Source organism: Sinomicrobium halophytocola (assembly GCF_052983395.1).
In genome coordinates this window covers 41,192-57,614 of record NZ_JBRKIT010000011.1, presented here as the reverse complement: position 1 = coordinate 57,614, position 16,423 = coordinate 41,192, and the positions used below count along the sequence as shown (strand labels likewise).

At 44.1% G+C, this 16,423-nt stretch carries 18 protein-coding genes; 10 read left to right on the top strand and 8 right to left on the bottom strand.

From position 1 onward, the window contains the following. Positions 1-323: 323 nt before the first annotated feature. Both ACVBDY_RS02550 and ettA read left to right on the top strand, forming a co-directional pair. Entirely contained in the window at positions 324-503 is a 180-nt protein-coding gene (locus ACVBDY_RS02550) for a CAL67264 family membrane protein (RefSeq protein ID WP_123217743.1), read from the top strand. A 415-nt stretch (positions 504-918) separates the two neighbouring features. Further along, positions 919-2,610: an energy-dependent translational throttle protein EttA gene (ettA, locus tag ACVBDY_RS02545; RefSeq protein ID WP_447173898.1), complete on the top strand. Its 1,692-nt coding sequence runs from the start codon at positions 919-921 to the stop codon at positions 2,608-2,610. Positions 2,611-2,703: 93 nt separating this feature from the next. Here the strand turns inward: ettA and ACVBDY_RS02540 are convergent, their stop codons facing one another. From ACVBDY_RS02540 to ACVBDY_RS02525, 4 genes are all read right to left on the bottom strand, one after another. Beyond that, positions 2,704-3,453, bottom strand: a complete 750-nt coding sequence (locus ACVBDY_RS02540; RefSeq protein WP_447173897.1) for a C40 family peptidase — start codon at positions 3,451-3,453, stop codon at positions 2,704-2,706. A gap of 108 nt (positions 3,454-3,561) precedes the next feature. Continuing rightward, positions 3,562-4,737 carry an acetyl-CoA C-acyltransferase gene (locus tag ACVBDY_RS02535; RefSeq protein ID WP_447173896.1) on the bottom strand — a complete coding sequence of 392 codons (1,176 nt, stop codon included), beginning with the start codon at positions 4,735-4,737 and terminating at the stop codon, positions 3,562-3,564. A 195-nt stretch (positions 4,738-4,932) separates the two neighbouring features. Continuing rightward, the gene (locus ACVBDY_RS02530; protein ID WP_447173895.1) at positions 4,933-5,499 is read right to left on the bottom strand and encodes a HEAT-like fold family protein; all 567 of its coding nucleotides are present in this window, start codon (positions 5,497-5,499) and stop codon (positions 4,933-4,935) included. 2 nt (positions 5,500-5,501) lie between these two features. After that, a complete protein-coding gene (locus ACVBDY_RS02525) occupies positions 5,502-6,191 on the bottom strand; it encodes an SIR2 family NAD-dependent protein deacylase (RefSeq protein ID WP_447173894.1) in 690 nt (229 codons plus the stop codon). Between the two features lie 227 nt (positions 6,192-6,418). Here ACVBDY_RS02525 and ACVBDY_RS02520 point away from each other — a divergent pair, with 227 nt between their 5' ends. Further along, positions 6,419-7,075: a TrmH family RNA methyltransferase gene (locus tag ACVBDY_RS02520; protein ID WP_447173893.1), complete on the top strand. Its 657-nt coding sequence runs from the start codon at positions 6,419-6,421 to the stop codon at positions 7,073-7,075. Between the two features lie 14 nt (positions 7,076-7,089). Here ACVBDY_RS02520 and ACVBDY_RS02515 read toward each other — a convergent pair whose 3' ends face one another. Together ACVBDY_RS02515 and ACVBDY_RS02510 are read right to left on the bottom strand one after the other, a co-directional pair. Continuing rightward, positions 7,090-7,857, bottom strand: a complete 768-nt coding sequence (locus tag ACVBDY_RS02515) for a carboxypeptidase-like regulatory domain-containing protein (protein ID WP_447173892.1) — start codon at positions 7,855-7,857, stop codon at positions 7,090-7,092. 334 nt (positions 7,858-8,191) lie between these two features. Continuing rightward, positions 8,192-9,907 carry a DEAD/DEAH box helicase gene (locus tag ACVBDY_RS02510; protein ID WP_447173891.1) on the bottom strand — a complete coding sequence of 572 codons (1,716 nt, stop codon included), beginning with the start codon at positions 9,905-9,907 and terminating at the stop codon, positions 8,192-8,194. Positions 9,908-10,161: 254 nt separating this feature from the next. Here ACVBDY_RS02510 and ACVBDY_RS02505 point away from each other — a divergent pair, with 254 nt between their 5' ends. From ACVBDY_RS02505 to ACVBDY_RS02490, 4 genes are all read left to right on the top strand, one after another. After that, positions 10,162-10,707, top strand: a complete 546-nt coding sequence (locus tag ACVBDY_RS02505) for an RNA polymerase sigma factor (RefSeq protein ID WP_447173890.1) — start codon at positions 10,162-10,164, stop codon at positions 10,705-10,707. Then, on the top strand, positions 10,688-10,957 hold the full coding sequence (locus tag ACVBDY_RS02500) for a hypothetical protein (RefSeq protein ID WP_447173889.1): 270 nt from the start codon (positions 10,688-10,690) through the stop codon (positions 10,955-10,957). The genes ACVBDY_RS02505 and ACVBDY_RS02500 overlap by 20 nt, the downstream gene beginning before the upstream one ends. Positions 10,958-11,027: 70 nt before the next feature. Then, positions 11,028-11,684 (top strand): ClpP family protease, encoded by a 657-nt coding sequence (locus ACVBDY_RS02495; protein ID WP_447173888.1) that lies wholly within the window; start codon positions 11,028-11,030, stop codon positions 11,682-11,684. Between the two features lie 108 nt (positions 11,685-11,792). Beyond that, positions 11,793-12,659: a phosphatase PAP2 family protein gene (locus ACVBDY_RS02490; RefSeq protein WP_447173887.1), complete on the top strand. Its 867-nt coding sequence runs from the start codon at positions 11,793-11,795 to the stop codon at positions 12,657-12,659. 5 nt (positions 12,660-12,664) lie between these two features. Here ACVBDY_RS02490 and ACVBDY_RS02485 read toward each other — a convergent pair whose 3' ends face one another. Beyond that, positions 12,665-13,243, bottom strand: a complete 579-nt coding sequence (locus ACVBDY_RS02485) for a non-canonical purine NTP diphosphatase (protein WP_447173886.1) — start codon at positions 13,241-13,243, stop codon at positions 12,665-12,667. A 44-nt stretch (positions 13,244-13,287) separates the two neighbouring features. Then, on the bottom strand, positions 13,288-13,761 hold the full coding sequence (rlmH, locus tag ACVBDY_RS02480; RefSeq protein ID WP_447173885.1) for a 23S rRNA (pseudouridine(1915)-N(3))-methyltransferase RlmH: 474 nt from the start codon (positions 13,759-13,761) through the stop codon (positions 13,288-13,290). 229 nt (positions 13,762-13,990) lie between these two features. On the opposite strand from rlmH, the gene nadC reads away from it, so the two are divergent. The 3 genes from nadC (at position 13,991) to ACVBDY_RS02465 (ending at position 16,322) form a co-directional block, all read left to right on the top strand. Beyond that, positions 13,991-14,860, top strand: coding sequence for a carboxylating nicotinate-nucleotide diphosphorylase (nadC, locus tag ACVBDY_RS02475; RefSeq protein WP_447173884.1), 870 nt, complete (start codon positions 13,991-13,993; stop codon positions 14,858-14,860). Positions 14,861-14,934: 74 nt separating this feature from the next. Beyond that, the gene (locus tag ACVBDY_RS02470) at positions 14,935-15,855 is read left to right on the top strand and encodes a YihY/virulence factor BrkB family protein (RefSeq protein ID WP_447173883.1); all 921 of its coding nucleotides are present in this window, start codon (positions 14,935-14,937) and stop codon (positions 15,853-15,855) included. A gap of 35 nt (positions 15,856-15,890) precedes the next feature. Further along, positions 15,891-16,322, top strand: coding sequence for a DUF2147 domain-containing protein (locus ACVBDY_RS02465; protein ID WP_447173882.1), 432 nt, complete (start codon positions 15,891-15,893; stop codon positions 16,320-16,322). Positions 16,323-16,423 lie beyond the last annotated feature (101 nt).

The window sequence follows — 16,423 nt, the reverse complement described above, 5'->3', positions numbered from 1 at the left end:
CGAAGTATGAGGCAAAAAGCGCATAAAAGAACCGAAGGCGATGTCCTGAGTTTATCGAAGGGATAAAATTTAAACAGTTTCTTAAAATTCAAAAAGCTTCTCGGCATCGCAGGTTGCAAGTTGTTTTTTTAGTATCGGGGTTCGGCGTTTTTTACCATTAACTCTTAACTTCTCAACTCCATAACGCTTTCCGTGAAATTAACGTGATTATAACAGACATCTTTTTGTAATGCTTAAATATTTCATAAATTGTACGATATTTGCCCATTAATTCGGTATGAATACGGACTTTTGTACCTAAAACACATTTAATGGACACATCAATGGGAATGAATAAGAACACTATATTTGGCTGGGCTTCCTTAATTATGTTTTTGATCGGAACCGCTTTGGTATTACTGGGCGTCTTGAAATACAGGGACTACGCCATAGGATTTTCGGTTGTTGGTATCGGTTTTTTTGCAATGTCATGGATCTTTAATGCATTGAAAGGAAGGATTTAAAATTTGTGGTTTATACTTCATAGTTATGAGTGAGATAACCAGATTTGAGAATTTGGGAATCCGCCAAAAAACCAGAGAGATATGCCGATATCCAGAAGAACTCTTTCAAACAACGTTCTTGAAGTTTATACAGTCAAATGGATTCCGGTTCTATTATGAATAATATAGCGGAAGGCTTTGACCGGGATGGAGATAAGTAATTTCATTTTTTTAAGTATTGCCGAAGGTTCCGTAAGTGGACTGAAATCACAGGGATACAGGGGTAATGGATAAAAAAATTATAAGCAAAGAACAACTTTCAAGTTTTCCTAAATATATGAGTGCAAAAAAATAAAATAGGTGCCTTTATATATTATTTGTGTAATTCAGGTATTAAAGGTTAAAAATTTAAATCATAAACAACAAACATTATTCAATGTCAGACGATAAGAAAGTCATTTTTTCGATGTCGGGCGTTTCCAAAACGTACCAGAGTACAAACAAGACCGTACTGAAAGATATCTACCTGAGTTTTTTTTACGGGGCCAAGATCGGGATACTCGGACTTAACGGTTCCGGTAAATCCACTTTACTTAAGATCATTGCCGGTGTAGAAAAAAATTACCAGGGAGATGTGGTTTTTTCTCCCGGATATTCCGTAGGATACCTGGAACAGGAACCACAACTGGATGAGGATAAAACGGTGATCGAGATCGTAAAGGAAGGAGTGGCCGAAGTAGTAGCCGTTCTGGATGAATACAACAAGATCAACGATATGTTCGGGTTACCCGAGGTTTATGAAGATGCCGATAAGATGCAGAAGCTCATGGACAAGCAGGCCGAACTTCAGGATAAGATAGATGCCACCAATGCCTGGGAGCTGGATACCAAACTGGAAATTGCGATGGATGCCCTCCGCACCCCGGAACCGGATACCCCGATTAAGGTATTGTCCGGAGGGGAGCGCAGACGTGTGGCACTTTGCCGGTTGCTTTTACAGCAACCCGACATCCTGTTACTGGACGAACCGACCAACCACCTGGATGCGGAATCCGTGTTGTGGCTGGAGCAACACCTACAGCAGTACAGCGGAACCGTAATTGCCGTGACCCATGACCGGTATTTCCTGGACAATGTGGCCGGATGGATACTGGAACTGGACAGGGGAGAAGGAATTCCGTGGAAAGGAAACTACTCTTCATGGCTCGATCAGAAGTCCAAACGACTTGCCCAGGAACAAAAACAGGCTTCTAAAAGACAAAAGACCCTGGAACGAGAACTGGAATGGGTACGTATGGCGCCTAAAGGGAGACAAGCCAAACAAAAAGCCCGTCTTAACAATTATGATAAACTCCTCAACGAGGACCAGAAACAACTGGACGAAAAACTGGAGATCTATATCCCTAACGGACCCAGACTGGGGACCAATGTTATAGAGGGAAACGGAGTAGCCAAGGCTTTTGGAGATAAACTTCTATACGAAAACCTGAATTTTAAGCTTCCGCAGGCAGGAATAGTTGGTATTATCGGGCCTAATGGCGCAGGTAAGACCACTATTTTTAAGATGATCATGGGCGAGGAAAATCCGGATAAAGGAGAATTTGTCGTGGGAGAAACCGCTAAGATCGCTTATGTAGACCAGAGTCATACGAATATCGATCCGGAAAAATCCATCTGGGAGAATTTTTCGGACGGACAGGAATTGGTGATGATGGGAGGAAAACAGGTAAATTCCAGGGCATACCTCAGTCGCTTTAACTTTTCCGGGAGTGAACAAAACAAGAAGGTTTCAACCTTGTCCGGGGGAGAGCGGAACAGACTTCACCTTGCCATGACCCTGAAAGAAGAAGGTAACGTATTGCTGCTGGATGAACCCACCAACGACCTGGATGTAAATACACTCCGGGCCCTGGAGGAAGGGCTGGAGAACTTTGCAGGTTGCGCGGTAGTGATCTCTCACGACCGTTGGTTCCTGGACCGTATATGTACCCACATCCTCGCTTTTGAAGGAAATTCGGAGGTTTACTTTTTTGAAGGTGGCTTCTCGGATTATGAAGAGAATAAGCGTAAACGCCTTGGTGCCGATGTAACGCCAACGCGTATTAAGTATAAAAAATTGATCCGCTAGCTGATCGGCAATAAAATAAAATCCGGCTTCCGATTTTTAAAAACGCCTTGAAATTGTTACGGGCGGTAAATAATCCGGAAGCCGGGTTTTTGTTTATATTATTTTCTTGATAACACGTAGTTTGTGGGTATGCCTGCGGGTATCTACATTGAAAATCCCGGTGTGATCAATACGGTCAATACGTACTTTACCGTAGGAGTGAATAATATAGTTGTCTTTCATAATAATGCCTACGTGTACGATATTCCCTTCGTCATCATCAAAAAAGGCCAGGTCGCCCGGTTCGGATTCTTCGATAAAGCTCAGGGCTTCTCCCTGGGTGGCTTGTTGAGCTGCCTGTCTCAGCAGTGGATAACCGTTTAATTTATATACCATTTGTGCCAATCCGGCGGCATCAATACCAAAAGGTGTTTTACCTCCCTGCTGATGCGGTGCGTTCAGAAACAAGAATGCGGTTTCCACCAGGTTCTCTTTCTTCTGTATGCCCGATTGTATCCTGCCGTCAAAATGATGGGAAAGGAAGGAAGATGAACTGACATGCGATCCCATCGGTACGGGCATGAGTTGCCCGTTGTGATCGGTAATAAATTCCACCATATCCGAAGAAAGCCCCACAACATCTTTGTCCATGTTTTTATAGGTATCTTCTTCAATGAACAGGTATTGTTTGTTGTCTATCCAGCCTTCGTGCCTGTCCGATGCAAGACGAATTCTGCTCCAGTATTTTTGTTGTTCAAGTACTTTAAAATGTTCACCGTACAAGGCCTGCGAAGTGAGTTCGGCCGTATCCGAGGGATTCGATCGTAGAGGAACGATACTGAGGTTACAAATTCCGTATTGCATTTATTTCTTTAGTTTTGGAGTTTTTTAGTTTTGGAGTTCGGAGTTCACGGTTGTTCTTTGTAACCAGAACGCCCATACTCCGAAACTAAAAGACTAAGAACTAATTTATTATCGTTCAATAACGATTGCCGACGCGCCGCCACCTCCGTTACATATGGCAGCAGCACCGGTTTTCGCGTTGTTTTGCTTTAAAATATGAATAAGTGTTACCAGGATACGGGCACCGGAACATCCGAGAGGATGTCCTAACGAAACCGCGCCTCCGTTTACATTTACTTTATCATCCTTAAGGCCCAGAATCTTCATATTGGCCAGTCCCACTACGGAGAAAGCCTCGTTAAACTCAAAGAAATCCACATCTTCCAGGGTTATTCCCGCTTTTTCCAGTGCTTTGGGTAAGGCTTTGGCCGGGGCAGTGGTAAACCATTTCGGTTCCTGGGCCGCATCGGCATAGCCTTTTATTGTGGCCAGGGGTGTAAGGCCCAGTTCCGATGCTCTTTCTTCACTCATCAATACCAATGCGGCGGCACCGTCATTGATGGTGGAAGCATTGGCTGCCGTTACCGTACCATCTCTGGTAAACGCAGGGCGCAGAGATGGTATCTTTTCCAGGATAACGTTTTTGTATTCTTCATCCTCTTGAACCAGTACGGGATCTCCTTTTCGTTGTGGGACCTCAACGGGAACTACTTCATCTTTAAATTTTCCCTCTTTCCAGGCGCCTGCAGACCGTTTGTAGGACTGGATGGCAAAGTTGTCCTGGTCTTCCCTGGAAAAACCGTATTCCGCGGCACAGGCATCTCCACATACGCCCATGGCATTGTTGTCATAAGCGTCTACAAGGCCGTCTTTTTGCATTCCGTCTTCCAGAGAGGCCGGGCCGAATTTTGTTCCTTTTCTCATATGAACGTAGTGGGGTATGGAGCTCATGTTTTCCATTCCTCCGGCCACTATAATTTCCGCATCGCCAAGGGCAATGGCCTGGGCGGCTTGTATTACCGCTTTCATACCGCTGGCACATACTTTATTGACAGTGGTGCAGGGTACGGTGTCAGGTATTCCTGCATATATTGCGGCCTGTCGGGCAGGAGCCTGTCCTTCCCCGGCCTGTACCACATTCCCCATCAGTACTTCATCTACTTGTGAAGGGTCCAGGTCTATCTTTTCAAGGGCACCGCGTATGGCAATGGCCCCTAATTTCGGAGCCGGGACGCCGGAAAGGCCGCCCAGAAAACTCCCTATCGGAGTCCTTACAGCCGATACTATAACTACTTTTCTTATCATTTTATTCTGTTTTAGTGTGTTTTCTTTATTTTTTCCGGGACGGGGCTTCTGCATTCTCTTTTTCCGGATACATATTTTTATTACGAATTCTAATCACACCCGCTACCCGTACTATAGCTTTCAAAAGGATTTATGTTGCGAATTTAAGTAAAATTGAGATATTGACCGGACCGGCATGGGAGTTATTACTCACAATCAGGTATCTTCGGCGAGTTTATTCAAAATGTGTTTTGCCCTGGAGCGGTATGCGGCGGAATGCTCCCTGTATCCCTGCATGAGGACCAACCGCAGTTCCGGATTTATCCACTCGAATTTGGTCCCCAGAAGAAAAAGACAATACATGGCGTATGCCTTTACGGCAACTTTCTGGTTTCCGATAAGCCAGTCAAAACATGTTTCGGAGATTTTACGTAGGTGTTCTTCGTTAAGAGATTCCTTTATCGGGTTCGGACGTTTGCCAAAATACTGTTCGCACAGGAGCTCGCATACTTTCCCGGAAGACCGGATGGCTCCATCTGCCTTCAGGTTCTGTATGCTGCTGGTAAACATATCGATATACGGTATTAGCCAGTATAACTTTTCTTTGCAGACAAATTCCAGGACCCAGCATGCTTTTGTTGAAATGATCTCATCTTTTGAAAAACATGCCGACACGAGGCCGGGAAAAAGAGCAGGCGTAGAGAGCACTTCATCCGATAACAACTTCCTGCGTTTCCGGAGGGCATTGACATAATCCAGTTTTTCGTATATACTGCCTTCCAATGTTACAGGGAGTTTTGAAAATGAGAGATGGCTTTCGGAACTCCGGTAGTCGCTTTTTCCGCGATAATGGTCAAATTGGGTAAGCTGTTTTCGGAAACATTAGGCTTGGGGTCTATAAAATAAACGGGGGCATTTTTTCCGACGTAATTAACAAGTCCGGCGGCCGGGTAAACCTGCATGGAGGTACCTATCACCATAAGAATATCTGCCTGTGAAACCGCGGCTATGGCATGGTCCATCATAGGTACGGCTTCACCGAACCATACGATATGGGGGCGTAACTGGTGATTGTGTTCGCAGAAATCCCCGATACGAATATCTTTTTTCCAGTCGTAATAGAGATCCTCGTCAAAAGTACTCCGGGCCTTGAGCAGTTCGCCGTGCAGGTGTATGACATGCTTACTTCCGGCTCTTTCATGCAGGTCGTCTACATTCTGGGTTACAATGATTACGTTGTGATTACCCTGCAATCCGGCCAGGGCGGTATGAGCGGTATTGGGTTTTACTTCAAGGAGCTGTCTCCTTCTTTTGTTATAAAAATCCAGCACCAATTCCGGGTTCCTTCTGAAGCCATCGGGGGAGGCTACTTCCATGATATCGTGCCCCTCCCAGAGCCCGTTGGCATCCCGGAAAGTATTTATCCCGCTTTCAGCGCTTATTCCCGCACCGGTCAAAACAACTATTTTTTTCACTGTGATACTTTTAAAAGCCGCTTCCGGGTAACAATTACGAATTATTTTCCGGTGGAAGAACATTTATACAAGTCTCCGGGCCAGAGGAAAACGACTTAACTCAAATTTTAGTCTAAAATAATGTAAATTGTGGCCGTTTAAAAGTGATGTGTTTAAAAAGTTATGCGTTACACGGAATCGGAATACAGTCATGTTCGAGAAGTGTAATACACAGATTACGAATACCAATGGCAGATAAAGCATTGTTACAATACCTGGAAGGGTTTCTTACGGAAGAGAGAAGAGAGAAGTTCTCGGATACATTGTCCCGCCGTACCCGGCATCTTACGATAGCCATGGAGGATGTATACCAGATGCATAATGCGAGTGCGGTAATACGAAGTTGTGATGTCTTCGGGGTGCAGGACATACATATTATAGAAAAGCGTTTCAGTAAAAGACTGGATAAAAACATTGCTATGGGCGCCCAGAAATGGGTGGATGTGCACCGTTATGCTTCTGCCCGGCAATGTATGGCGCAATTACGGGAAAGAGGATATCGTATCATAGCCACAACGCCGCATAACGATTCCTGTTATGTGGAAGATTTTGATATATCCGAAAAGTCCGCATTGTTCTTCGGGACGGAAAAAGAAGGTCTTTCCGAAGAAATACTGACTCAGGCCGACGGTTACCTGAAAATACCCATGGCAGGGTTTACGGAGAGTCTTAATATTTCGGTTTCCGCAGCCATAATCCTGCATACATTGACGGGGAAACTGAAAAGATCCGGAATATCCTGGCAATTGTCGGAAGAAGAGATACTCGAAAAGAGGATAGACTGGTCCCGGAAATCCATAAGGAGTATAGACAATATACTAAGAAGATATTATGACAATCAGTAAAATAGCTATATAGCCTATTCGTCCACGCGGTTGAGTACCTTGTACTCTTCATAACAGCCGTGAATGGCATCGAGGATCTGGAGGTCGTTTGCCGTTCGGATAAAGTCTTTGGAATAGTTACAGTTACGCAGAATTTCGTCAATATCTACACGATCTATCTGAAGTAATTCACTCAGGGTTTCCCGGTCAAATTTGGATGCCAGCAGGTTGCGTATTTCATCATCTTCCTTCATTTTACGCAGTTTACGCATTTCTTTCGGCTTTTTTCCGAAAATATTATGCAGAAAATCCACCGGGTTGAAAATGGCACCCAGAACTTTGGATATGGCACCCGGATTGGCACTTCCGGCCTCATACCCTTTGGGCAGTCCGGATATACTGTAGCGTCCGGCATTGTTTATCGGGATGTTTTTGGCATCAATATCCAGGTAACCGGTTAGTTTATAGGGGCGTATCACAACTTCTTCGAGGGCATAGGCAAGTTCTGTCAAACCAATCCTTGTGCCGTCAAACTTAAGCATGTCGTTGGTAACCCTTATCTTTATGGATTTGAATCCGAGGAATGAAAAGTACAGGGTATCATTTACACTGGCGGTGATCTGAAACTCTCCCCGCGGATTGGAAACAGTACCTATCACCTGGTTGAGATTTACTACGTGTACATTGTCCATCACCCTGTCCGTACTGACATTAAACACAACACCTTTAACTTTGTCTGCCTCCTGAGAAAAGCACAGAGCAGTAAAGAATATGGTAATTATAAAAGGAATTATCTTTCTCACTAGTCAATTTATTTTTCCCGGGGGCAGATAGGAATATAACTGTATTCGCAAAGTTTCCTGTCCGCAATGGGCCCTTTTCGTCAGGGTTTACCGGGAGGCTAAAAATACTAAACCAAAATTAAAAAAATGTGTGTTTGGACATTTTTTTAATATACAATTAACAGCCTTGTCAGAATCGGGAATTCACCGTCGGCCGTGTGGCAGGAGTTCGGCAGGTATCCGGATTTAAGTGTGGTGTTCACCGGATCACAAAAAAAACTTCCCGAAAGTACCGCCCTGGGGGAATGGGCTATCAATTCTTTCGGAAAGTCTTGTAAAATTATGTCGGAGAGACTTATCGTCTCCTTCCTTTTTTGCCTTTCTTGCTAAAACCTTTATCCGCAGTGCTGAACCTGGTGTTACCTCCTTTTTTCCAGCCTTTGCTTTTTCGGCTACCTCCGGGATTTTTGGAAATTTCGATATTGATGAAACGCCCGTCCATTTTAAAATCAGTGAAAATATTAAGAATACTTTCCGTATGTATGGCATCCGTATTAAAGAAGGAAAAACTTTCTTTAACATCGACTTTAAATACATCGTCCCTGTCAAGTCCGACGGTTTCCCGGAGAAAATCTTTTAAGGATTTCCAGTCATAACCATCGCGTTCTCCTACATTGATGAAGTAGCGTACATCCCCTTGTTCCGGTATGTCGTCTGTAGCGTGTTGATTGCGTTTCTCCGGACCTGCATTAATATTGAGGTCCTTAGCCTTTTTATAATAGTTGAAAAACCTGCCGAATTCCACAGATACCATTTTTTTAATGAGCTCTTCCCTGTCTATATCGCGAAGAACATCATTAATGGCAGGGAGATAATGGTCTACCTCTTCATTAACTTCTGTGTTCTTTATTTTGCTGGCTAAGTGATACAGCTGAATTTCACAGATTTCCATACTGCTGGGAATCGTCTTGACTTCGAACTGTTTTTTAATGATCTTTTCGATCGCGCGGATCTTGCGGATTTCGCTTTTTGCAAGGATGATCATGGATATCCCTGATTTTCCCGCCCTTCCTGTACGACCGCTACGGTGGGTATAGGTTTCCACTTCGTCCGGAAGCTGGTAATTAATAACGTGTGTTATATTGTCCACATCAATTCCCCTTGCCGCTACGTCCGTGGCAACCAGCATCTGTATTTGCCGGGTACGGAAGGCTTTCATTACCATATCTCTCTGGTTCTGGCTCAGGTCGCCATGTAATGCTGCGGCGTTATAACCGTCCTCAATCAGTTTTTCCGCGACGCTTTGCGTATCCCTCTTGGTCCGACAAAAAACTACGGAGAAAATATCCGGATTGGCATCGGCGAGACGTTTCAGGGCCTGGTAGCGGTCCCGGCCATTTACCAGGTAGTATTCGTGTTGTACGGTATCCGTACCCGAATTCTTGGCCCCAACGGTGATCTCTTCGGGTTGGGACATGAATTTCTTGGCAATGGTGGCTACTTCTCTGGGCATGGTCGCCGAAAACAGCCAGGTATTTTTTTCTTCGGGAGTATGGGAAAGTATGGATGTAATGTCTTCATAAAATCCCATATTCAGCATTTCATCCGCCTCATCCAGTATACAGTAATCTATACTGGATATGTTTACCATTCTGCGGTTGATCATATCCTGCATTCTACCCGGTGTAGCTACTATGATCTGAGCTCCTCTTTTTACTTCACTTGCCTGTGCGGTAATACTGGCTCCGCCATAAATGGCCACGATGTTCAGGCCTTTGACATATTTGGAGTAGTTTTTAAGTTCATTGGTGATCTGCAAACACAATTCCCTGGTGGGAGAAAGGATGAGTCCCTGTGTGGTCTTGTCATTTGCATCTATCTTTTGGATAAGCGGAAATCCGAATGCTGCTGTTTTCCCAGTCCCCGTCTGTGCCAGGGCTACCATATCGGTATCGTTGGCGAGTAGAACCGGAATAGCCTTTTCCTGTACCTCAGAAGGTATCTCGAAACCCATATCTTCAATGGCTTTTAAAAGCAGGTCGTTCAGTCCTAATTGTTTAAATTTGTTCATAAATAAAATTAAAATAAGGGGCAAAGGTACTCTTTATTCGCGGTTAATCGCTATTTTTTACTAATTATTTATACCCGCGGGAGGAGGTGGAATTAATTGGATTATATGTAGTTAGGGTGGTAAAAGTCTTTTTTGTACCGTGAATATGCCGCTAAAACCATGTAAAATATCCTTTTACCTGAAAAAAAATTCTTTTTCCGGGTGATAATTCCCTGAAAAGGACACGTACTTATAAAACATTCTTATTCGGAACCATGCAGTACAGCTTAAAAACATATCAGGACCGGGAAGCGTTTTTCCTGGATTTGTACAAGTCGACCTTCCCCGATGTGGCTGCTTATGTGCGGAATAGAGGAGGAACACTCGATTGTGCCAGGGATATTTTTCAGGAATGCCTGGCGATCTATTATGAGCGGGTCATTGCCCCGGATTCCCCGCCCGTACGGAATGAAAAGGCCTATCTTATGGGAGTTGCCAAAAAATTGTGGTACAGGATGTATGCGGAAAGTAAAAGATATTCCGGCGAAGAGCAGTATGGTTTTGCAGGGAATACATATGAAACGCCTTCATCGGAAGTTTCCGTATCGGCAAATATTGTGGAATACCTCGAACGTGCCGGGAGAAAATGTATGGATATGCTGAAGGCTTTCTATTATGATAATTACAACATGAGCGAAATGGCAGAACACTTTGGTTTCGGGAGTGTGCGCTCCGCAACTGTACAGAAATATAAATGCCTGGAAAAAATAAGAGATAAAGTCAAAGAAAAATCCCTGAACTATGAGGACTTCACTGTGTGAGATCAGACAACTCGAAGATCGTATATTCGGAAGAGAAAATGAGGCGGAAGCCCTGGTGTTGAATGTGAAACTTTACCTGGACAAAGGGTTGGAGGATAAGCTTATTGCACAACGACTGACCTATGATTATGTTCGGGCATACGGGAAGAAAAAGCTAAAGATGGAGATAGCCTCCGCAGATCATAAACTCTTTTCCGAAAGAAGATACAAGGGATTCCGGGAGAGGGTACGGAAACTCTTCGGAAACTAGGTGAGGAAAAGCAGGAATACGCTATTTATAACTTCATCCGAATTTATAAACCTTTTAATTATATTTTGATATGGAACTTTTATCCGGTGTAATTCCTATGGTTATCGATAACCGCGACAGGGGAGAGCGGGCGTATGATATTTACAGCCTGTTACTTAAAGAACGCATCGTGTTTTTAGGATCGGCCATAGACGATCAGGTTGCTAATGTTATTGTGGCGCAATTGCTCTATCTCAATAGCCAGGACCCTAAAAAGCAGATAGATCTTTATATTCAAAGCCCCGGGGGTAGTGTATATGCGGGAATGGCCATTTATGATACCATGAAAATGATGTCGGCCCCGGTATCGACGGTAGCCGTGGGCTTTACGGGAAGTATGGCCACCGCTCTTCTTACCTCCGGAGCCAAAGGCAGACGTTATGCCCTGTCTCATGCTACCGTGCATATGCATCCTACCAGCGGGGGTGCCAAAGGGTATACGGAGGATGTGCGTATTGCCACGCACGAACAGGAACGCCTCCAGGCGCAGTTGTTCCATATTTTCGGTAACAATATGGGAAAGTCAAGAGAGGAAGTGGAAGAACTCTTTTTAAGGGACAGGTTTATGAGTGCCCCCGAAGCCAGGGATTACGGGCTTGTCGATGAAATACTGGGGGATACGAGTGATGTGATCCGGCTGGAAACCCCCGGGTTTAAAGTGTCCTTTTTCGAGACAGGGAAAAATTGATATTACCGGTATTTCTGTAAAATTTTTAAAACGGGTGATCGGGCTTTTTGCTTTTATCGTATCTTGCAGCAGACTTTTTACTTTGCTATAAACGATAAAAGAAAAAATATGGTTAAACCCTTTACCTCAGCTTTGCGAATTCTTTTTGTCATCAGCTTATTGGCATCTTCTCTTACTGTTTACGGGCAGGAGGAGGAAGAAGAAAACCCGAAGGAAGAACTGACCAGATGGCAAATGTTCAAATATGACGGTGTCAATATTTTCGGGGGAATGGCACATGCCTATAGCAGGCCATTCCACTGGGATGGGGACGACTGGCTGACTTTCGGTGGGGTGATGGTAGGTACCGGGCTGGTTTTCCTGGCCGATGATGAAACGAATAAATTTTTTGCAAGGCAGCGGGACGATGTCCCGCAGGTCATACGCGATTATGGCTGGTATTATGGCAGTCCGCAGAACAACTACATGCTTACCGGTGCGGTTTACCTGACAGGGCTGGTCACTAAAAATGAGAAATGGAGACGAACCGGAGTCCTTCTTATTTCGTCAGCCAGTACTGCCGGCCTGTTGCAGCAGGTAAGCAAATTGGTCGTGGGACGGGCGAGGCCCCGGACCGGGAAGTCCAAAGATACCTTCGATCCTTTTCCGGAAGATGCGGATTATCATTCTTTTCCTTCCGGGCATGCCATACTCTCGTTTACCAATGCCTATGCTTTGGCAAAACTGGTGAATAATCCCTGGGCAAAAGCCGGTATTTATACCGTAGGCCTTATTCCCCCGGTATCCCGTTTATGGGAAGGGGCGCACTGGTTATCGGACGTGGTGCTCAGTCTGGCCATTAGTGTCGCCACCGTAGAAGCCATAGACCATTATCTCGATTCCAAATACGCTTCTCCTTATCCGGATAAACGGAGTAAAATATCCTGGAACTTTAATGTCGGTCCGGGAAGAATCGGTATTGTTGGGGTATTTTAGGAGCGCTACACTTTGTCTTTCAGGTACGCGATAAGCTGTTTTACGGCTTTTCCGCGATGCCCTATATCGTTTTTTACGTGCAGGGGGAGCTGGGCAAAGGTTTTGTCATAACCGTCAGGCATAAATATCGGGTCATATCCAAATCCCTTGTCACCGGATTTCCGCTGTGTAATATTACCGTTTACAATCCCTTCAAAGCGCAGTTGTTCCCCGTTAATGTGCAAAGCGATAACAGTCTTAAACCTGGCGCTTCTGTCCGGCTTATCCTGTAACGCTTCCAGGAGTTTTGTCATATTCGCTTCAGTGTCCTTTGCTTCGCCGGCATACCTGGCAGAATATACACCGGGGGCTCCGTTCAGGGAATTCACCTCCAGACCGGTATCGTCGGCAAAACAATCATAACCGTATTTTTCCCTGATATAATCCGCTTTTTGTACCGCATTTCCTTCTATGGTGTCGGAAGTTTCGGGGATATCTTCGTAGCAGTTTATATCATCAAGACTTAAAACGGTAATACTTTCCGGTAGTAAAGCCTGTACTTCGTAAAGCTTGTTCTTATTATGTGTGGCAAAAACCAGTTTCATAGGATGTAATAATATTTAAAAAACAGGATCACTATTTGTATTTATTACCTGTGGTGGTAAGGCTCGTTATTCAGTATGGTAAAGGCCCGGTACAATTGTTCTGTAAAAAACAGGCGGACCATTTGATGCGAAAAGGTCATGGCGGAAAGGGACAGTTTTCCCTGTGCCTTTTGATATACGGCATCCGAAAAACCATAAGGGCCGCCTATGACAAACACGAGTTGCCTGATCCCTGAGTTCATCTTTTTTTGAAGGAATTCCGAAAAGCCAACGGAAGAGAACTGTTTGCCGTTTTCATCCAGTAAAATAAGGATATCCGTAGGTTGTAGTTTTTTGAATATGAGCTCGCCTTCCTTTTCTTTTTGTTGGACCTCACTGAGTTTTCCCGCATTCCGTATATCGGGGATGATCTCCATGGAAAAGCGTACATAGAAACCCAGCCGCTTTTCATAATCCTGTATAAGCGACTGCAAAGCGGTGCTGTCCGTCTTGCCTATGGCGAGGAGTTTTATATTCATAAGGCAAAATAAACGGAGCAAAGTATAGAAAACAAGGAATTTGATGTAAATCTGCCGGGCAACCTCCATGTTTTATCATTTTTTTGTACAGGAACAACAGAAATTTAATTTCACCCGGAATAGTTCTGTTCGTAACTTTGGCTACCGCGTTTCGGACTATGTTTTCCGAATCTTGATAAAAAAGGGTATAATTTAGTATTTTAGCATTTAGTAATAAAACCGTCCGTAAATGATATCAAAAGAACAATTTGATCGTGAAATAGACCTGATAATAGTCAATGCCGTCCGTGAAGATGTCGGAGACGGCGATCACAGTTCACTGGCTTGTATACCGGAATCTGCAAAAGGAAAAGCGAAACTCCTGGTAAAGGACCAGGGGATTATTGCCGGGGTGGATTTTGCCCGAAAGGTTTTTAACCACGTGGATAGAGATATGAAGATCGAAGTATTGATCCGGGACGGGGAACAGGTAAAACGAGGTGATATTGTTTTTTTTGTGACAGGGAGTTCCAGGTCTATTCTTAAAGCGGAAAGATTAGTACTCAATGCTATGCAACGGATGAGTGCCATAGCGACAAAAACAGCTAAATATGTAAACCTTCTGAAAGGTACGGGGACCGGAATACTGGATACCCGTAAGACCACTCCCGGTATAAGGGCCCTGGAGAAATGGGCGGTAAAAATAGGAGGTGGGGAAAATCACAGGTTTGCCCTGTACGACATGATCATGCTCAAAGACAATCACATCGATTTTGCAGGAGGGATTGCCAAAGCGATAGAAAAGACCGGAAAATATCTTGCGGAAAAAGGGAAGGACCTGAAAATAATCGTTGAGGCCAGAAATATGAAAGAAGTAGAAGAGATATTGCAGTCGGACGGGGTGTATCGTATATTACTGGACAATTTTACTTTTGAAGATACCGTGGAGGCCGTAAAGCGGATAGGAGGAAAATGCCAGACCGAATCTTCGGGGGGGATTGATGAAAGTACCATACGCAAATACGCGGAATGCGGGGTAAATTTCATATCTTCCGGGGCACTGACCCATTCTGTATATAACATGGACCTGAGCCTTAAGGCGGTTCATGATCAATACTGAGAAAACGGACCGGTGAAGCCCGTTCCGGGAATTGTAAATTCCTGCCGGAAGGCAGGCCCCAATCACAGAGCAATATGTCTATAGAAATCGAAGAAAAACTTTCTAAGATACCGGTAGTAAACCTTCTTGTTGCTTTTTTTAAAAAGATAAAGCTCAAAGCTTTCGAAGGGCTTTCCGTTTACGATCTGCTCGAAATGTATGTATTCGGAATTGTGAAAGGGGCGCTTACATACAGGGCAAGTGCTATTTCCTTTAGTTTTTTCATGGCTATATTTCCCTTCCTGCTTTTTGTGCTTAACCTTATTCCGTATGTTCCTATACGGGATTTCCAGGCCCAGTTTCTGCACTTTATAGACGGTTTATTACCGCCGGAAACCGCCTCGTACTTTAACCCCATCTTTAGCGATATTGCCGGTAAAAAGAGAGGGAGCCTGCTTTCTTCCGTATTTGTACTTTCCGTTTTTCTGATGACCAACGGCATAAATGCCGTATTCGGAGGATTTGAAAACTCTTACCACGTAAAAATAAGCCGGAATGTGGTGCGCCAGTACTTTATAGCCCTCGGTGTAGCCGTTATTATGGCCCTTTTGCTATTATTTTCGGTTGCAGCTTTCGTATTTTTTCAGACGGATGTTATAGACGGACTTACCGAGAGAGGGTATATCGAAAACGCTGAACTTTGGATAGGGATCGGAAAATACCTGTTTTTTGTATTTATCGCTTATCTTTTTACGGCTATTCTTTATTATTTCGGGACCATAGAAGGCAAACATACCCGTTTCTTTTCGCCCGGGGCTTTACTCACCACAGTGTTATTTGTACTTACGTCCTATTTTTTCGGGGTTTATATAGAGAACTTTTCGCAATACAACGAACTGTACGGTTCTATAGGAGCGTTACTTATTTTAATGTTATACATCTGGTTAAACTCCAATATCCTGCTTCTCGGGTTTGAACTAAATGCTTCCCTTCGTAGTTTGAAACAAAAATTTTAATATATTTATTTATATAATCACAAAAAACAGACAAAATGATACGATTAATAACACTAAGCGGGATGTTTTTCCTGCTTGCCACCTTATCGGTGACCGCCCAGGATATTTTTGGAAAATGGAAGACGATAGATGATGAGACAGGAAAGGAGAAATCTATTGTGGAGATTTACGAACAAGGGGGCAAGGTTTATGGTAAAGTAGTAGAGATCCTCAATAAAGAAAAACTGGATGCCAAGTGCGATAAATGTAAGGGAGATAAAAAAGACCAGCCCATATTGGGAATGGTCATTATTGACGGCCTGGAAAAAGACGGGAATGAATATTCGGGCGGAAGTATCCTGGACCCGAACAAGGGAAAAGAATATCGTTGTAAATTATGGGTGGACGAAAGCGATCCTGATAAGCTTAATGTAAGAGGGTATGTAGCTTTCTTTTACCGCACGCAAAACTGGTTCCGCGTACAGTAGTAAGCTTTGGTCCGTATTTTTAAGGGAATCGAAAATGCGATCGGAGGCCATCTGTGGCTTCGGATTTCATATGAGAACGCACCGGTAATAATTTCCGGCGG